Origin of the sequence: Corynebacterium bovis DSM 20582 = CIP 54.80, assembly GCF_030408615.1 — a bacterium.
Taxonomy (GTDB): domain Bacteria; phylum Actinomycetota; class Actinomycetes; order Mycobacteriales; family Mycobacteriaceae; genus Corynebacterium; species Corynebacterium bovis.
Window position 1 is genome coordinate 2,241,572 of record NZ_CP047187.1, and the last position, 13,978, is coordinate 2,255,549.

Genomic DNA, 13,978 nt, shown 5'->3' on the forward strand with positions numbered 1-13,978 from the left:
AGGCCCGGTCACCCGCGCCAGGTCAGGCGAACCCGGCCCGGCGCGCCACCCGCCGGTCACCCAGGAACCTCATGAGCAGCACCGCGAGGAGCCCGGCGCCGATGACCACAGCGATCACGGCCGTGCGTCTCGGCGCCCAGCTCTCGCGGGTGAGCGCGATGATCCCGGTGTCAGCCAGGACAGCACCGGTCACGACGCTGATCAGGGTGGAGAGGAACGACTGGACACCCACCAACCACCACGTGAGGGTGACGGTCACACACACCCCCGCCCCGACCGACAGGGCACAGAGAGCGGCGACCGTGGGTGCCACACCTCCCTCCCCCATCGCCGCGACGAACGCGCAGGCGGCGGCGACGCCGGAGGACGCCCACAGTCGCCGGCGGATGTTCGCGGACGCCACCCCGGGGAGAAGGAGCTCGGTGACGACGGCCCGTGCGGCGGCGATCTCCCCGACTTCATTCATGCCGAAGAACACGGCGGCGAGCAGACCCGCCTGGCCGAAGAAGCTGCCCTCCACGATCCCGAGGGAGTAGAACGCCGCGTAGAGGACCGCCAGACCGACAAACAGCAGGGGCGTGGTGCGCCGTCCCCGCGCCCCGTCCCAGTGGTGGCTTCTCCACGTCACCAGGATGACAGTCCACGCCTGGAGCACCACGAGGACACCGAGACCGGTCCCGACAGCGATGACCGCCGCCACCGTGCCGTCGGCGTACCAGGCCCCGGCACAGAGGACGGCCAGGGCGGCGACCATCTCCACCACCGGCATGCCCAGCAGCCCACCCAGGATCCTGGGCCCGCGTGACACCGGCAACGCGATCCGGGAGTCGGTGACGGGGATCGCCGCGGGCAGGACGGGGTAGAGCACCGTGACCAGCACGACGATGAGCACGTGGACGGGCACCGTCACCAGCAGGTCGTGCAGGCTGGCCGGGTCGACGGCGAGGAGGACGGTCCGCCCGAGGCACGCCAACCTGACGAGAGACAGCAGCACCTGCCCGAGACCCGTCGTGACGTAGGAGGACCGTACGATCCCGGTCTGCGTCGCCGCGGCTCCGCGCGGGGGTGACGGCGGCGTCACGCCGACCTCCCGGAGTCAGGCCCGGCGTGCTGCGTGCCGTCCCGGGACCCGTCGGCGGAGGGGGCCTGTGACCCGCCCCGGTCCCGATCCCCGAGCACGACCGTCCGGTCGGCACGGAGGTCCCCGGGCAGCGCCCGCTGGGACACGACCACCGCCGCCGCCCCACGGGAGAGCTGGTCCCGGATCACGCCCGCGACCGCGTCCGACCCCGCGTCGTCGACCGACTCGAACGGCTCGTCGAGCAGCAGCAGCCGGCGCGGGAGTGCGAAGGCGAGCAGCAGGAGGGTGCGTTTCCGGTTACCGGTGGACAGGTCGCTGAGGCTGGTGTCCCACGCGGACGGGTCCCCGGACATGGCCACCCACATGTCCCGGAGTTCCCCGTCACGCACACCGAAGGAGGACGCCATCAGTTTCGTCCACTTCCGGAGGGGAAGGTTGACCAGTGGCCCGGGGTCGGAGGGAAGGTAGCCGATCTCGGTCTGGTGCCGACGCGTTCCCACGCGGGGAAGCGTCGGCCCCCGTCGACCGCGGGACGGCGTGCGGAATCCAGCGATGGTCGTGAGGACAGTGGTCTTTCCCGCCCCGTTCGGCCCGTCGAGAAGAATGAGCTCCCCGGGCCCGACCTCGAGCGTGAGGTCGCGGAACCGGGTGCCCGGGAAGTCGAACGACACCCCGTCGAGCAGGACGAACGGCGCTGACGGTCCGGCCCCCGACGCCGGCGCTGCCCCGGGGGACCGCCCGCTCACTGCGCTGCCTTTCGGAGCAGCTCGTCGATCTGACGGACTGTCCGTTCGTGGAACGCGTCATCCAACGGTTTCATGACCGCGTACAGGAGGTCCCAGTGACGTGACGACACATCGACCTGCAACTCCCCGGGCCGCGCCGTCAGCGTCACGCGGAGGGCCGCCGTGTACCGGGAGTAGAACACAATGCCGACGAACATCTGGAGAAGGACGGACCCGGTCCAGAGAACGATGCGCTCATTCGACTGCTCCACCCTCCGCACGAAGAGCAACGGTGACAACGCGCCGGCCAGCTCGTCCACACTCTTCTCATGCGGATTAGGAACCGTGAATGATTTATCGTACAAGGACATCGCCCTGCCCCTTTCACCATTTTTCAGGTAAGGCACCGTGACCGGCGCCGGAATCGAGGTCCCCTGAGATCAGAGGCCTGCGGCAAACCCGGACTTCACTGGCTTCACTATCGAAGCCTATGTGACACACGACACCCTCGCCACCGCACAAAAAAGGCATTTCACATTCCCCTTCAGTGGCCTGTGGCGGCACCTCTGTGACAGCACCCCGGCAATAATTCCCCCCGCCCGGACCACGCCCCGGTGCCGGACCGGTGCCGGACCGGGGCGGTCACCCTCTCACCGGCGATCTGTCACCCCCACCGCCGGGCCCCCACCACCGGTTCCGTCGCCGGCGGTCCCGCGCACGCGCGGGCGGACCCGCCCGCGCGTCACCTCCGCGTCACTTCATCGCGCCGGCGACCTTCGCGAGCAGCGTCGGGACATCATTGCGGTCGGTGACGACCTCGACGACGACCATGCGGTCGGTCGTCTTCTTCGCCGTGGCGATGGCGTCCTTCAGCTCGCGCAGGGTGGTGACCTTGAGCGTGAGGGCGGTGTCCTCGGTCGCACCGAAAGCCGCCGGCAGGGTCTGCCAGTCGTAGCGGACGATGTCGTTGTAGTGCCGGTTCCGCCCGTGGATCTCGCGTTCGACGGTGTAGCCGTCGTTGTTGACGACGATGATGACCGGGTTGACCTTCTCCCGGAGCATCGTGCCGATCTCCTGGACGGTGAGCTGCGCGGAGCCGTCGCCGATGAGCAGGACCGCGCGGCGCTCCGGGACGGCCAGCGCCACACCGAGGCAGGCGGGCAGGGTGTAGCCGATGGACCCCCACATGGGCTGGCCGAGGAACAGCGCGTCCTTCGGCATCCGCAGCGGGGCGACGCCGAAGAAGGAGGTGCCCTGGTCGGCGAGGACGGTCTGGCCCTCGCCCACGGCGGCGGCGATGGTGGGCCACAGGTCGGCCTGGGTCAGCGGGGCGTCGGCGTCCGCGGGGTCCGCCTCGGGCCGGGACGCGTCGTCGAGGGGCTGGGGCACCCAGGCCTTCTCCTTCGCCAGGTCGGTGAGGACGTCGACGGCGTCGCGGAGGGCGAGGGGGGCGAACATCTGCCCGCCGACGGAGCTGACCCCGGAGTCGACGGAGATGACCCGCTCGGGGTCGATGCTGTCGGTGAACCCGGCGGTGAGCGTGTCGTTGAGGACGACGCCGATGGACACGAGGGTCTCGGCGTCCTCGACGGCGGCGCGGACGCGCTCGTCGGAGGCGCCGCCGGCGTACACCCCGGCGAAGCGGTCGAGGGACTCGTTGACGAGGGTCTTCCCCTACGCCGAGGTGCTGAAGGGCACGTCGGTGGCTTCGAGGAGCCGGTCGAAGGCGTCCGTCGCGCCGAGGCGCTGGACGAGGAGGTCGGCGAGGATCGTCGTGCGGCGGCCGTCGAGCTGCTCGCGGGCGGCGGCGCGGAAGGCCTCGACGGCGTCCTGCGACGACGTCCGCTCCAGGTCGCGGAGCGGGCCGGACGGCCGGTAGACGGGTGCCTCGACGACGTCGGCCGGGAGCATGAGGTAGCCGGGGCGGGACTCGAGGACGACCTCCCGGAGGACCCGGTCGATCTCCGCGGCGGCGTTGCGCGCGGTGAGGTGGGCGTCGGCGACCGTGATGTGCCGGGCCATGTCCCGGAAGTGCTCGAAGTTCCCGTCACCCAGGGAGTGGTGGAGCAGGAGGCGCTGCTCCTGGAGTTCGTCCTTGGGGGCTCCGACGATGTGCAGCACGGGCGAGTACTCGGCGTAGGCCCCGCCGATGCCGTTCGCGGCGGAGAGTTCGCCGACGCCGTACGTGGTGATGAGCGCGCCGAGGCCGCGGGCGCGGGCGTAGCCGTCGGCGGCGTAGGCGGCGTTGAGCTCGTTGGCGTTGCCGACCCACCGGAGGCGGTCGTGGTCGTCGACGACGTCGAGGATGCTCATGTTGTAGTCACCCGGAACCCCGAAGACCTCGGTGAGGCCGAGTTCCGCGAGTCGGTCGAGGAGGTAGTCGACGACGCGGTAGGTCCGTCCAGACGTGGTGTCGTTCATGAAGTTCAGTCCCTTCCGGTGTGTCTGTGGCACGGTCGGCTCCACCCGGCGGTTCCGCGCGGCCCCGTGCTCGCCACCGCCGACGGTACTCCGACCACGCCGGCGACGGCCCCGCCGACCGGACCGGCTCAGAGCACCCGCCGGTAGAAGACCGACCGTGACACACGGTCCGGGTACACCCGCGGGGCGTCGTCGACGCGCACCCGCTCCGCGCCGCATCTCTCCAGCGCGCGGCAGGAGGCGGTGTTCTCCACGTCCGCGCGGAACCACACCTCGCGGACACCGGCGTCGGCGAGGGTGCTGAACAGGGCGGACTTCATCGCCCGGTTGACGCCCCGCCCGCGCCAGGCCGGGGCGGTCCACGTGAAGCCCGCCATGACCGTCCGCGCGTCCGGGTCGGCGGCGTAGACGCTGGTGCAGGCCAGTGCCTCGTCGCCGCGGAACAGGCCGTAGGTGCGCCGGCCCGGGTCGGCGGTGACGAACTCGTCGAGCGGCAGCGGCACCACGGTGAAGAAGTGGAACGTCGCGGCCCGGTCGGCCTCCGGGACGGTGGCGAGGACGGCGTCGAGCTCCCCGGGATCCTCCCCCGTGAGCAGCCGGAGTTCCCACCCACCGTCGGTGCCGGTCGCGGTCGGCGGGCCGGTCCCGGTGCCGACCGGGATCACCGGGGGTAACGACGGCCACCGCCCCGCGCCGCCGGCCTCCCCGCCCCGGGCCACGCCACCGCCGGTCACGCCGCGCCTACCCGGCGAGCACGTCGTTGATGACGACCGTCTGGTCGCGGCCCGGGCCGACGCCCACGTAGGAGATCCGGCACCCGGAGAGCTCCTCGAGCCGGTTGAGGTAGTCCTGCGCCTTCTGCGGCAGCTCGTCGAACGTCCGGCAGCCGGTGATGTCCTCGTCCCACGCGGGCATCGTCTCGTAGACGGGGACGGCGTGGTGGACGTCGGTCTGCGTCATCGGCATCTCGTCGTGACGGACGCCGTCGACGTCGTAGGCGACGCAGATGGGGATCTCGCCGATGCCGGTGAGCACGTCGAGCTTCGTGACGAACAGGTCGGTGAACCCGTTGACCCGGGAGGCGTAGCGGGCGATGACACTGTCGTACCACCCGCAGCGCCGCGTCCGGCCGGTGTTCACGCCGACCTCACCGCCGGTCTTCTGCAGGAACTCGCCCCACGAGTCGAACAGCTCGGTGGGGAACGGCCCGGCCCCGACGCGCGTGGTGTACGCCTTGACGATGCCGAGCGAGCTGGTGATGCGCGTCGGCCCGATGCCGGAGCCGACGCACGCGCCGCCGGTCGTCGGGTTGGAGCTCGTGACGAAGGGGTACGTGCCGTGGTCGACGTCGAGCATCGTCGCCTGCCCGCCCTCCATGAGCACGGACTTCCCCTCGTCGAGCGCGCGGTTGAGCACGAGCTCGCTGTCGATGAGCATCGGTTCGAGCCGCTCGGCGTAGGAGAGGAAGTACTGGACGACCTCCTCCGGGTCGACCGCCTTGCGGTTGTACATCTTGACCAGCATCTGGTTCTTCTGGTTGAGCGCGGCCTCGACCTTCTGCCGGAGGATCGACTCGTCGAGGACGTCCTGGGCGCGGATGCCGATGCGCGAGACCTTGTCCGCGTACGTCGGGCCGATGCCGCGGCCGGTCGTGCCGATGGCGCGCTTGCCGAGGAACCGCTCGGTCACCCGGTCGATGACCTGGTGGTACGGGGCGACGAGCTGCGCGTTCGCGCTGACCTTGAGGCGGGAGGCGTTGGCCCCCCGCGCCTCGAGCGCGTCGATCTCCTCGAAGAGCGCCTCGAGGTTGACGACGCAGCCGTTGCCGATGACCGGCGTCGCGTTCTCGCTGAGCACGCCGGCGGGCAGGAGCTTGAGCTCGTACTTCTCCCCGCCGACGACGACCGTGTGCCCGGCGTTGTTGCCGCCGTTGGGCTTGACGACGTAATCGACCCGCTCCCCGAGGATGTCGGTCGCCTTCCCCTTGCCTTCGTCGCCCCACTGGGCCCCGACCACGATGATTGCTGTCATGTGCGCTGCACGTCCTCACTGCGTTCCGGTGGGTGTCCCGGGCTGCGGGACACAGACGGTTGGCCAGTCTACTATCCCGACCGTCCCTCCCGGTGGACAGAGCGGTCCATCCGGTGTGCGGCCGGGCAGGGTGCCCCGGTCCGGCGGTACAGTACCCCCCATGACTGGTACGACGAGCGGATCAGCCGGGCGGACCTCCCCGCCCGCGGGGGGCACATCAGGGGGGGACCGTGGACGACGCACGGAGATCCTGCGCTGCGGCACGGCGGCCCGGGCCGTCGACGTGCCGGGCGCGGACCCCGGCGCGGACCCCGGCGCCGACCCCGCCGCGCCCACCACGGTCACCGGCGTGCCCGACGCGTTCACGGGCACGGTGACGGTCCACGACCTGCCCGCCGTCCCCGGCCGCCGCGACCTCGCGTTCCTCGGCGACCTCGCGGCCGCGGCGCTCGGGGAGGACGACACCCCTTCGCTCGCGGACCTCGCCGCCCGGCCGGACGTGCCCCACCTCGCCGAGCCGGTCCCCGCGCCGCAGGTCCCGGACACGACGGTGCGCGTCGTCGTCATCGGTGACGACGCCGCCTGCAACGCGGTCGTCACGAAACTCATGCGCATCGACGCCCTGTGGATCGAGGTCGGGTACGTGCCCGTCGGCCCCGGGCCGTCGGTCATCGCCGCGACCTGGGGGCTCGACGCCCCGGTCGGCGCGCTCCTCGCCGAGGCCCTCACCGCGCCGACGACACCGACGGTGCTCGTCCGCGACGACAACGGCACGGTGACCCTCGGCGCGGCGGAGGTCTTCGACGGGTCCTCCCCCACCCCGGGCGAGATGACCGGGGAGGCGATCGTCGACAGCGACACCCTGTTCATGCACGACGCGACCGGGTCGTCGCGGCGCCCGCGGCGCGGGGCGTACGGCGTGCGCCTCGTGCCGATGCCGGGCGCGCCGGGTATCGCGGCGGTGCGGTTGACGACGCCGTCGCGGTGGGCCGCCGGCGCCGGCGCGGGCACGGACGCGGGGTCGGGCGCGGCCGGGTCCCGGGCGGGCCTGTGGTCGCGGCTGCGGGACCGGCTCCGACCGCCCGCGCCGCCGGGCGAGGTCGACGCGGAGGACGTCCTCACCGGCCGTGCCCTCCAGGCGGGCGGGGTGGAGCTCGCCGTCGTGCGCGACGGGGTGCGTCACCCGCGGCCCGTGTCCTCGGTGACGTTCTACCGGCACCTCGGCGACCTCCAGGTGGTGCGCCGGTGAGCGCGCCGGAGGGCCGCCCCTCCCCCGCCGACGCCGCACCCGCCGAACCCACCGGCACCGCAGCCCCCGCCACCGGCCCGGCCACGACCGCCGCCGCGCGGGTCGCCCGGCGCGCCCGCCGCTCCGCCCTGCTCGGCGCGGTGTTCCTCATGGCCACCTCGGCGATCGGCCCGGGGTTCCTCACGCAGACCGCGAGCTTCACCTCGTCGCTCGGGGCGGCCTTCGCGTTCGTCATCGTCGTCTCGGTGCTGCTCGACATCGTCATCCAGCTCAACGTGTGGCGGATCGTCGCGGTGTCGCGGCTGCGCGCGAACGAGCTGGCGGACCGGGTCGTCCCCGGGCTCGGCGTGGTCCTCGGTGTCGCGGTCGCGGTCGGCGGGGTCGTGTTCAACATCGGCAACATCGCCGGTGCCGGGCTCGGCGCGCACGCCGCGACGGGGGTCGACGTCCGCACCGCCGCGACGGTCACGGCCGTGCTCGCCGTCGCCCTGTTCCTCGTGAAGAAGGCGGGCCGGATCATGGACCGGGTGATCGTGGGCCTGGGGTTCACGATGATCGCGCTCACGGTGTACGTCGCGGTGCGGTCGCACCCGCCGCTCGGGGAGGCGGTGCGCAACGTCGTCGCCCCGGGCACGGTCGACGTCCTCGCGATCGTGACGCTCGTCGGCGGCACGGTCGGCGGGTACATCACGTTCGCCGGGGCGCACCGGATGCTCGACTCGGGCCAGGGCGGGGTGGAGAACCTGCCGTCGGTGACGCGCACGTCGGTCGTCGGCGTCGTCGTCACGGGGGTCATGCGGTCGGTGCTGTTCCTCGCGGTGCTCGGCGTCGTCGCCGGTGGGGTGTCCCTGGGGACGACGAACCCCGCCGGGGACGCCTTCCGGGCCGTCGCGGGGGACGTCGGGGAGACCCTGTTCGGTGTCGTGCTGTGGGCGGCGGCGTTGTCCTCGGTCGTCGGGGCGTCGTACACGTCGGCGACGTTCCTCACCCGCCGTCGCGGGGGCGGGGCGGGGGACCGGCGGCAGGCGGTGACGACGGTCGTCTTCATCGCCGTGTCGCTCGTGCTCTACCTCGTCATGGGGTCCGCCCCGGCGACGCTGCTCGTCTTCGCCGGCGCGTTCAACGGGCTCATCCTGCCGGTCGGCCTGGCGATCATGCTGTACGTCGCGGTGTTCCGGTCGCGGGACCTGCTCCACGGCTACCGGTACCCGCGGTGGCTGCTCGTCCTCGGCGTCCTCGGGCTGGTGGTGACGGTGTACCTCGCGGTGCGGTCGTTCGGTCAGGTCTTCGCGATCCTCTGAGGCCGCCGTGACGGGCCGGCGGGTGTCACAATGGACGGGACGGCGTCGACCCCGACCGGCACACCTGCACCACGACCGACAGGAGGAGCCCATGACCGGCCCCACGGAGACCACCCGCACCATCGACCTGAACTCGGACCTCGGCGAGGGGTTCGGGTCGTGGTCGACGGGGGACGACTCGGCGGTGCTGGACATCGTCTCCAGCGCGAACCTGGCCTGCGGTTTCCACGCGGGCGACCCGACGATCATGGCGGACCGCTGCCGGCGGGCCGCCGCGCGCGGGGTGCGGGTCGGGGCGCACATCGCGTACCGGGACCTGGCGGGGTTCGGTCGGCGCGCGATGGCGTACGCCCCGGAGGACCTCACGGCGGAGGCGGTGTACCAGATCGGGGCGTTGCACCTCACGGCCGTCGTCGCCGGGACGCGGGTCCGGTACGTCAAGCCGCACGGCGCGCTGTACAACACGATCGCCCGGGACGAGACGCAGGCCCGCGCGGTCGTCGCCGCGTTGACGCAGGTCAACGCCGCCCGGGGGCGGCACGCCCCGCTGGCGCTCATGGTGCAGCCCGGGACGGTCGTCGAGCACGTCGCCCGGGGCGAGGGGGTCCCGGTCATCCGGGAGGCCTTCGCCGACCGGGGCTACACCCCTGATGGCACACTCGTGTCACGACGGGAGCCGGGGGCGATGATCGACGACCCCGCGGAGGCGGCCCGGCGCATGGTCCGCCTCGTCACCGAGGGTGTCGTCACGGCGGTCGACGGCACGGACATCGCGCTGGACGTGGACTCGGTCTGCGTCCACGGGGACAGCCCCCACGCGGTGGAGATGTCCCGCACCGTGCGGGAGGCGCTCGTCGCCGCCGGGGTGACGGTCACCGCGCCGGGCGAGGCGACGAGCCCCGCCCCGGGAGACGCCCCGGCCCCCGCCGGGTCCTGACGCCCCGACACCCCGGGCCCCGGCCCCCTGACCGACACCCGACGGCACCCCTGACAGCACCCCGACAGCATCCCGACGAAAGGACCCCATGCCCCCGGAGACCCCCTCCCCCGTGTTCCGCCGCGTCGGCCGCACCGGCTGGCTCGTCGACCTCGCCGACGCCCCGGACCCCGGGGCCGCGGTCCAGTCCGTCGCGGCCGGGCTGCGGTCCCTCGCCGCGGACGGCGGGCTGACCGGGGTCGTGGACCTCGTCCCCGCCGCGGAGACGGTGCTCGTGACGGTCGACGGGGACGCGCCGGACCCGCGCGGCGTCATCGCCGCCCACTGGTCGGCCCTGCTCGCGACGGAGGTCACGGCCGGCGGTGACGAGGTGGAGATCCCCGTCCGCTACGACGGCCCGGATCTCGCCGGGGCGGCGGAGGCCGCGGGGATGACGCCCGCGGCGTTCCGGGAGTGGCACCGGGGCACGACGTGGCGGGCCGCGTTCGGCGGCTTCGCGCCCGGGTTCTTCTACCTCGTGCCCGTCGCGGGGGCGGACGGCTCCACCCCGACGGTCCCGGACATCCCCCGGCGCCCGACGCCGCGCACGTCCGTCCCGGCGGGCTCGGTCGCCGTAGCGGCGGGGTACTCGGCGGTGTACCCGTCGTCCTCCCCCGGCGGCTGGCAGCTCATCGGCTCGACGGACGCCGTGCTCTGGGACACCGACCGCCCGCAGCCGAACCTCATCACCGCAGGCCAGACCGTCCGATTCACAGAGGTGACAGCATGACCGCCACCGACCGCACGCTGACCGTCGCGGAGACCGGGCCGTTGACGCTCGTCGAGGACATGGGCCGCCCGGGGCACGCGGACACGGGTGTCACGGGGTCGGGTGCGTTCGACCGGGCGTCGGCCCGGCAGGCGAACGTGGCCGTGGGGAACCCGCCGGACGCCCCGCTGCTGGAGGTGCTGCTCGGCGGCCTCGACGTCACGGCCGGCTGCCCGGTGACGGTCGCGGTGACGGGCATCGACGCCCCGCTCACCGTCCACCCGGCCGCGGGGCGCGCGCGGCCGGGGCACACGCGCACGGTCGTCCGGCTCGCCGCCGGGGACCGGCTGGTGCTCGGCACGGCGACGTCCGGGTTGCGCGGGTACGTCGCGTTCTCCGGGGGTGTCGACGCCGCGTTCGTCCTGGGCTCCGCCTCCACGGACACGTTGGGGTCGCTCGGCCCGGCGCCGGTGGCCCCGGGGCCGCTCCACCTCGGCCCGCCGGCGGGCGCGGGGGACGCGCCGCCGCACCGGCGGGGCGGGTTCCTCCCGCCGCTGCGTCCGACGGCGGTGGTGGTGGACGTCGTCCCCGGTCCCCGTGAGGACCGGGTGGCGCCGGAGTCGGTGGAGACGTTCTACACCCGCGTGTACCGGGTGACGCCGCAGTCCGACCGGGTGGGGGTGCGGCTCGACGGGCCGCCGTTGACGACGCTCGGCGGCTCGCTGCCGAGTGAGGGGACCGTCCGGGGGACGATCCAGGTCCCGCCGTCGGGCGTGCCGACGGTGTTCGGGCCGGACCACCCCGTGACCGGCGGTTATCCGGTCATCGGCGCGGCGACCCCGGAGTCCGTCGACGCCCTCGCCCAGGCCGCCCCGGGCACCGAGGTGCGGTTCCGGCGCGTGTGAACGCGACACCACAGGTGACGACCACGTCACGTGTGGTCGTCACCTGCTTCGCTGACGCGGCACCGGATGTGGGCGCCGCGTCAGGTCACAAGGACCCGGCGATACGCCCCAGCGACCCGGCGACCGACTCGAACCCGGTGCTGATGAACGCCCCGGTCGCCGCACCGACCGTCTGCAGGTACTCCCCGACGGTCACCTCTTCCAGGTTGCACCACTGCATGATCGCGATGGGCTGACGGATGCCGTCCATCGGGCCGATGTAGGGCTTCCACGAGTCGTAACACGCCTGCGCGGACGCCTCGCTCGTCGGCCCGAAACGCAGCGCGTTCCGCTGCTTCGGCGTGAGCTTGGCCATCGCCGCCTTGGGCATGATCGCGTCCGCGAGGAACCGCATGTTGTAGACGTCCGTGTAGTACGGGAACTCCGGGCGGGAGTAGATCCTTCCACCCGTCCCCGTATCAGCGGCGACAGCAGCCGGGGCAGACACACCGATCCCCGCCGCCACAACCAGGGACACACATCCCGCAAGCATTGTTTTCCTCATGGCAGTCATGAGTTCTCCTTTCGTCATGTCAAACACTATGGCTTCACTCCCGATACGTCAACAGCTTCCGGTCATTTTTTTTGAAAATGTTCCCGCTCGCCCCCGGTGATTAGCAAAACCTCGTCGAGAGTAGCCGCCAACAGCGATAACGACCGTATTCTTACCCCCGTCTCCTACACCACCCACTAACCCGCGCCTCACCGTCACCCACCAGAAACAAACCGCAACCTGTCAATAATTCAACACCGCAGAACCCAGAATGATATTGCGGGAGAAAGCCTCATGACCAAAGCGAAATATCGAACCTATTGCGACAAATCTTCTCAAAATTGATCCCACTGTTCCGCCCCTGCACACCACACACCCTGACACGATCAGCGTGCCCCACCACGCCCCCCGACCCCGGAGCCCGTCGACGCCCTCACCTAGGCCGCCCCGGGCACCGAGGTGCGGTTCCGCCGCGTGTGAGTGCCACTCAGAAGGTGACGACCACGTCACGTGTGGTCGTCATCCCCGTGAACGCAGCGCCGGATGCGTGAGAGTCACGTCAGGTCACAAGGACCCGGTGATACGCCCCAACGATCCCATAACCGAATCGAACCCGGCACCGATAAACGCCCCGGTCGCCACACCGACCGTCTGCAGGTATTCCCCGACGGTCACCTCCTCAAAGTTGCATCGGATGAGATAAGCGGCTGTCGGCGTCAACTCCGAGCCCGGATCAACGTAGAACTTCCACTTGTCGTAGCAGGCCTGCGCCGACGCCGCACTGGTCGGACCGAAACGCAGCGCGTTCCGCTGCTTCGGCGTGAGCTTGGCCATTGCGACCTTAGGCATGATGTCATCCGCAAGGAATCTCGGGCCGTAGTTGTCCGTGTAGTACGGGAAACCCGGAAGCGAATATGTCTTCCCACCCGCATCCACATCATCAGCGTGAGCAGCCGGGGCAGACACACCGATCCCCGCTGCCACGACCAGGGACGCACATCCCGCGAGCATTCTTTTCCTCATGGCAGTCATGAGTTCTCCTTTCGTCATATCGAACGCTATGGCTTCACTTCCGACACGTCAACAGCAGACGGCCAATTTGCTTGGAAATGTTCACCCCCCCCCCCCCCGGCGGTCACCCCAAAGTCCCGTCGGGGGTAGCTCTCAACAGCGGCAATGACCAGTTCATTACCCCCGCCAACTGCTCCCCACTAGCCCACACCCCACCGCGACCCACCAGAAATGAACCGCCACCTGTCAATAATTCAACACCGCAGAACCCAGAATGATATTGCGGAAGAAGGCCCCGTGATTAATGCCAGATGTCGAACCTTTTGCGACAAACTCTTCTTGAAATCCATCCCTCTCCCCCTCCACGGCAGGTCCCCCTCGACCCGGTCAGCGCGCCCCACCGCGCTCCCCCCCTATCCCGGTTCGACCTTTGACCCCCCAAGCTCGATCCAGGCCCCGCCGTCGGGCGTGCCGACGGTGTTCGGGCCGGACCACACCGTGAACGCGGCGCCGGATGTGGCGCCGCGTCAGGTCACAGGGACCCGGCGATGCGGCCCAGCGACCCCGCGACCGACTCGAACCCGGTGCTGATGAACGCCCCGGTCGCCGCACCGACCGTCTGCAGGTACTCCCCGACGGTCACCTCCTCAAAGTTGCAGCGGATCGAATACCAGGGCAGCGTCACCGGCCCGGGGCCCGGATCAGCGACGAACTTCCACTTGTCGTAGCAGGCCTGCGCGGACGCCGCACTGGTCGGCCCGAAACGCAGCGCGTTCCGCTGCTTCGGCGTGAGCTTGGCCATCGCCGCCTTAGGCATGATGTCGTCCGCAAGGAACCTCGATCCGTCCCAGTCGGTGTAGTACGGGAAGATCGGGTCCGAGTACGTCTTCGAGGGGGCGGGGGACTGCTGCGCCGCCGGAGCGGCGGTCGCCGGTGCCGCGAGGCCCACAACCAGGGCGGTCGCAGCCAGCGCGGAGGACAGACGGGTGACACGTGAGGACAACATGGTGGGACTCCCTGAATCGTGGTGACCCCGA

The 13,978-nt window shown here is 71.3% G+C and carries 13 protein-coding genes and 1 pseudogene; 5 read left to right on the plus strand and 9 right to left on the minus strand.

Annotation, left to right across the window (positions count from 1 at the left end):
• Window positions 1-22: 22 nt before the first annotated feature.
• The 6 genes and pseudogenes from CBOVI_RS09190 to CBOVI_RS09215 all read right to left on the minus strand — a co-directional run bounded on the left by CBOVI_RS09190 (window position 23) and on the right by CBOVI_RS09215 (window position 6,258).
• Window positions 23-1,081 carry a hypothetical protein gene (locus tag CBOVI_RS09190; RefSeq protein ID WP_010265496.1) on the minus strand — a complete coding sequence of 353 codons (1,059 nt, stop codon included), beginning with the start codon at window positions 1,079-1,081 and terminating at the stop codon, window positions 23-25.
• Window positions 1,078-1,827: an ABC transporter ATP-binding protein gene (locus CBOVI_RS09195; protein ID WP_010265495.1), complete on the minus strand. Its 750-nt coding sequence runs from the start codon at window positions 1,825-1,827 to the stop codon at window positions 1,078-1,080. The genes CBOVI_RS09190 and CBOVI_RS09195 overlap by 4 nt, the downstream gene beginning before the upstream one ends.
• Window positions 1,824-2,177: a hypothetical protein gene (locus tag CBOVI_RS09200; protein ID WP_125176319.1), complete on the minus strand. Its 354-nt coding sequence runs from the start codon at window positions 2,175-2,177 to the stop codon at window positions 1,824-1,826. The genes CBOVI_RS09195 and CBOVI_RS09200 overlap by 4 nt, the downstream gene beginning before the upstream one ends.
• 382 nt (window positions 2,178-2,559) lie before the next feature.
• A pseudogene (locus tag CBOVI_RS09205) lies at window positions 2,560-4,227 on the minus strand (alpha-keto acid decarboxylase family protein).
• A gap of 128 nt (window positions 4,228-4,355) precedes the next feature.
• A complete protein-coding gene (locus tag CBOVI_RS09210) occupies window positions 4,356-4,961 on the minus strand; it encodes a GNAT family N-acetyltransferase (protein ID WP_083825981.1) in 606 nt (201 codons plus the stop codon).
• Between the two features lie 7 nt (window positions 4,962-4,968).
• Window positions 4,969-6,258: an adenylosuccinate synthase gene (locus CBOVI_RS09215; protein ID WP_010265492.1), complete on the minus strand. Its 1,290-nt coding sequence runs from the start codon at window positions 6,256-6,258 to the stop codon at window positions 4,969-4,971.
• A 160-nt stretch (window positions 6,259-6,418) separates the two neighbouring features.
• On the opposite strand from CBOVI_RS09215, the gene CBOVI_RS09220 reads away from it, so the two are divergent.
• The 5 genes from CBOVI_RS09220 to CBOVI_RS09240 all read left to right on the plus strand — a co-directional run bounded on the left by CBOVI_RS09220 (window position 6,419) and on the right by CBOVI_RS09240 (window position 11,398).
• A complete protein-coding gene (locus CBOVI_RS09220) occupies window positions 6,419-7,507 on the plus strand; it encodes a hypothetical protein (RefSeq protein ID WP_221190444.1) in 1,089 nt (362 codons plus the stop codon).
• Window positions 7,504-8,808, plus strand: coding sequence for an NRAMP family divalent metal transporter (locus CBOVI_RS09225; RefSeq protein ID WP_375781336.1), 1,305 nt, complete (start codon window positions 7,504-7,506; stop codon window positions 8,806-8,808). The genes CBOVI_RS09220 and CBOVI_RS09225 overlap by 4 nt, the downstream gene beginning before the upstream one ends.
• A gap of 91 nt (window positions 8,809-8,899) precedes the next feature.
• Window positions 8,900-9,745 (plus strand): LamB/YcsF family protein, encoded by an 846-nt coding sequence (locus CBOVI_RS09230; RefSeq protein WP_010274652.1) that lies wholly within the window; start codon window positions 8,900-8,902, stop codon window positions 9,743-9,745.
• 88 nt (window positions 9,746-9,833) lie between these two features.
• Entirely contained in the window at window positions 9,834-10,514 is a 681-nt protein-coding gene (locus tag CBOVI_RS09235; protein ID WP_010274654.1) for a 5-oxoprolinase subunit B family protein, read from the plus strand.
• A complete protein-coding gene (locus CBOVI_RS09240) occupies window positions 10,511-11,398 on the plus strand; it encodes a 5-oxoprolinase subunit C family protein (RefSeq protein WP_125187383.1) in 888 nt (295 codons plus the stop codon). The genes CBOVI_RS09235 and CBOVI_RS09240 overlap by 4 nt, the downstream gene beginning before the upstream one ends.
• A gap of 85 nt (window positions 11,399-11,483) precedes the next feature.
• Here CBOVI_RS09240 and CBOVI_RS09245 read toward each other — a convergent pair whose 3' ends face one another.
• The 3 genes from CBOVI_RS09245 to CBOVI_RS09255 all read right to left on the minus strand — a co-directional run bounded on the left by CBOVI_RS09245 (window position 11,484) and on the right by CBOVI_RS09255 (window position 13,947).
• Window positions 11,484-11,951, minus strand: coding sequence for a hypothetical protein (locus tag CBOVI_RS09245; RefSeq protein ID WP_010269730.1), 468 nt, complete (start codon window positions 11,949-11,951; stop codon window positions 11,484-11,486).
• A 543-nt stretch (window positions 11,952-12,494) separates the two neighbouring features.
• Window positions 12,495-12,962: a hypothetical protein gene (locus CBOVI_RS09250; protein ID WP_010269734.1), complete on the minus strand. Its 468-nt coding sequence runs from the start codon at window positions 12,960-12,962 to the stop codon at window positions 12,495-12,497.
• Between the two features lie 511 nt (window positions 12,963-13,473).
• Window positions 13,474-13,947, minus strand: coding sequence for a hypothetical protein (locus CBOVI_RS09255; protein WP_010269738.1), 474 nt, complete (start codon window positions 13,945-13,947; stop codon window positions 13,474-13,476).
• Between the last annotated feature and the right edge of the window lie 31 nt (window positions 13,948-13,978).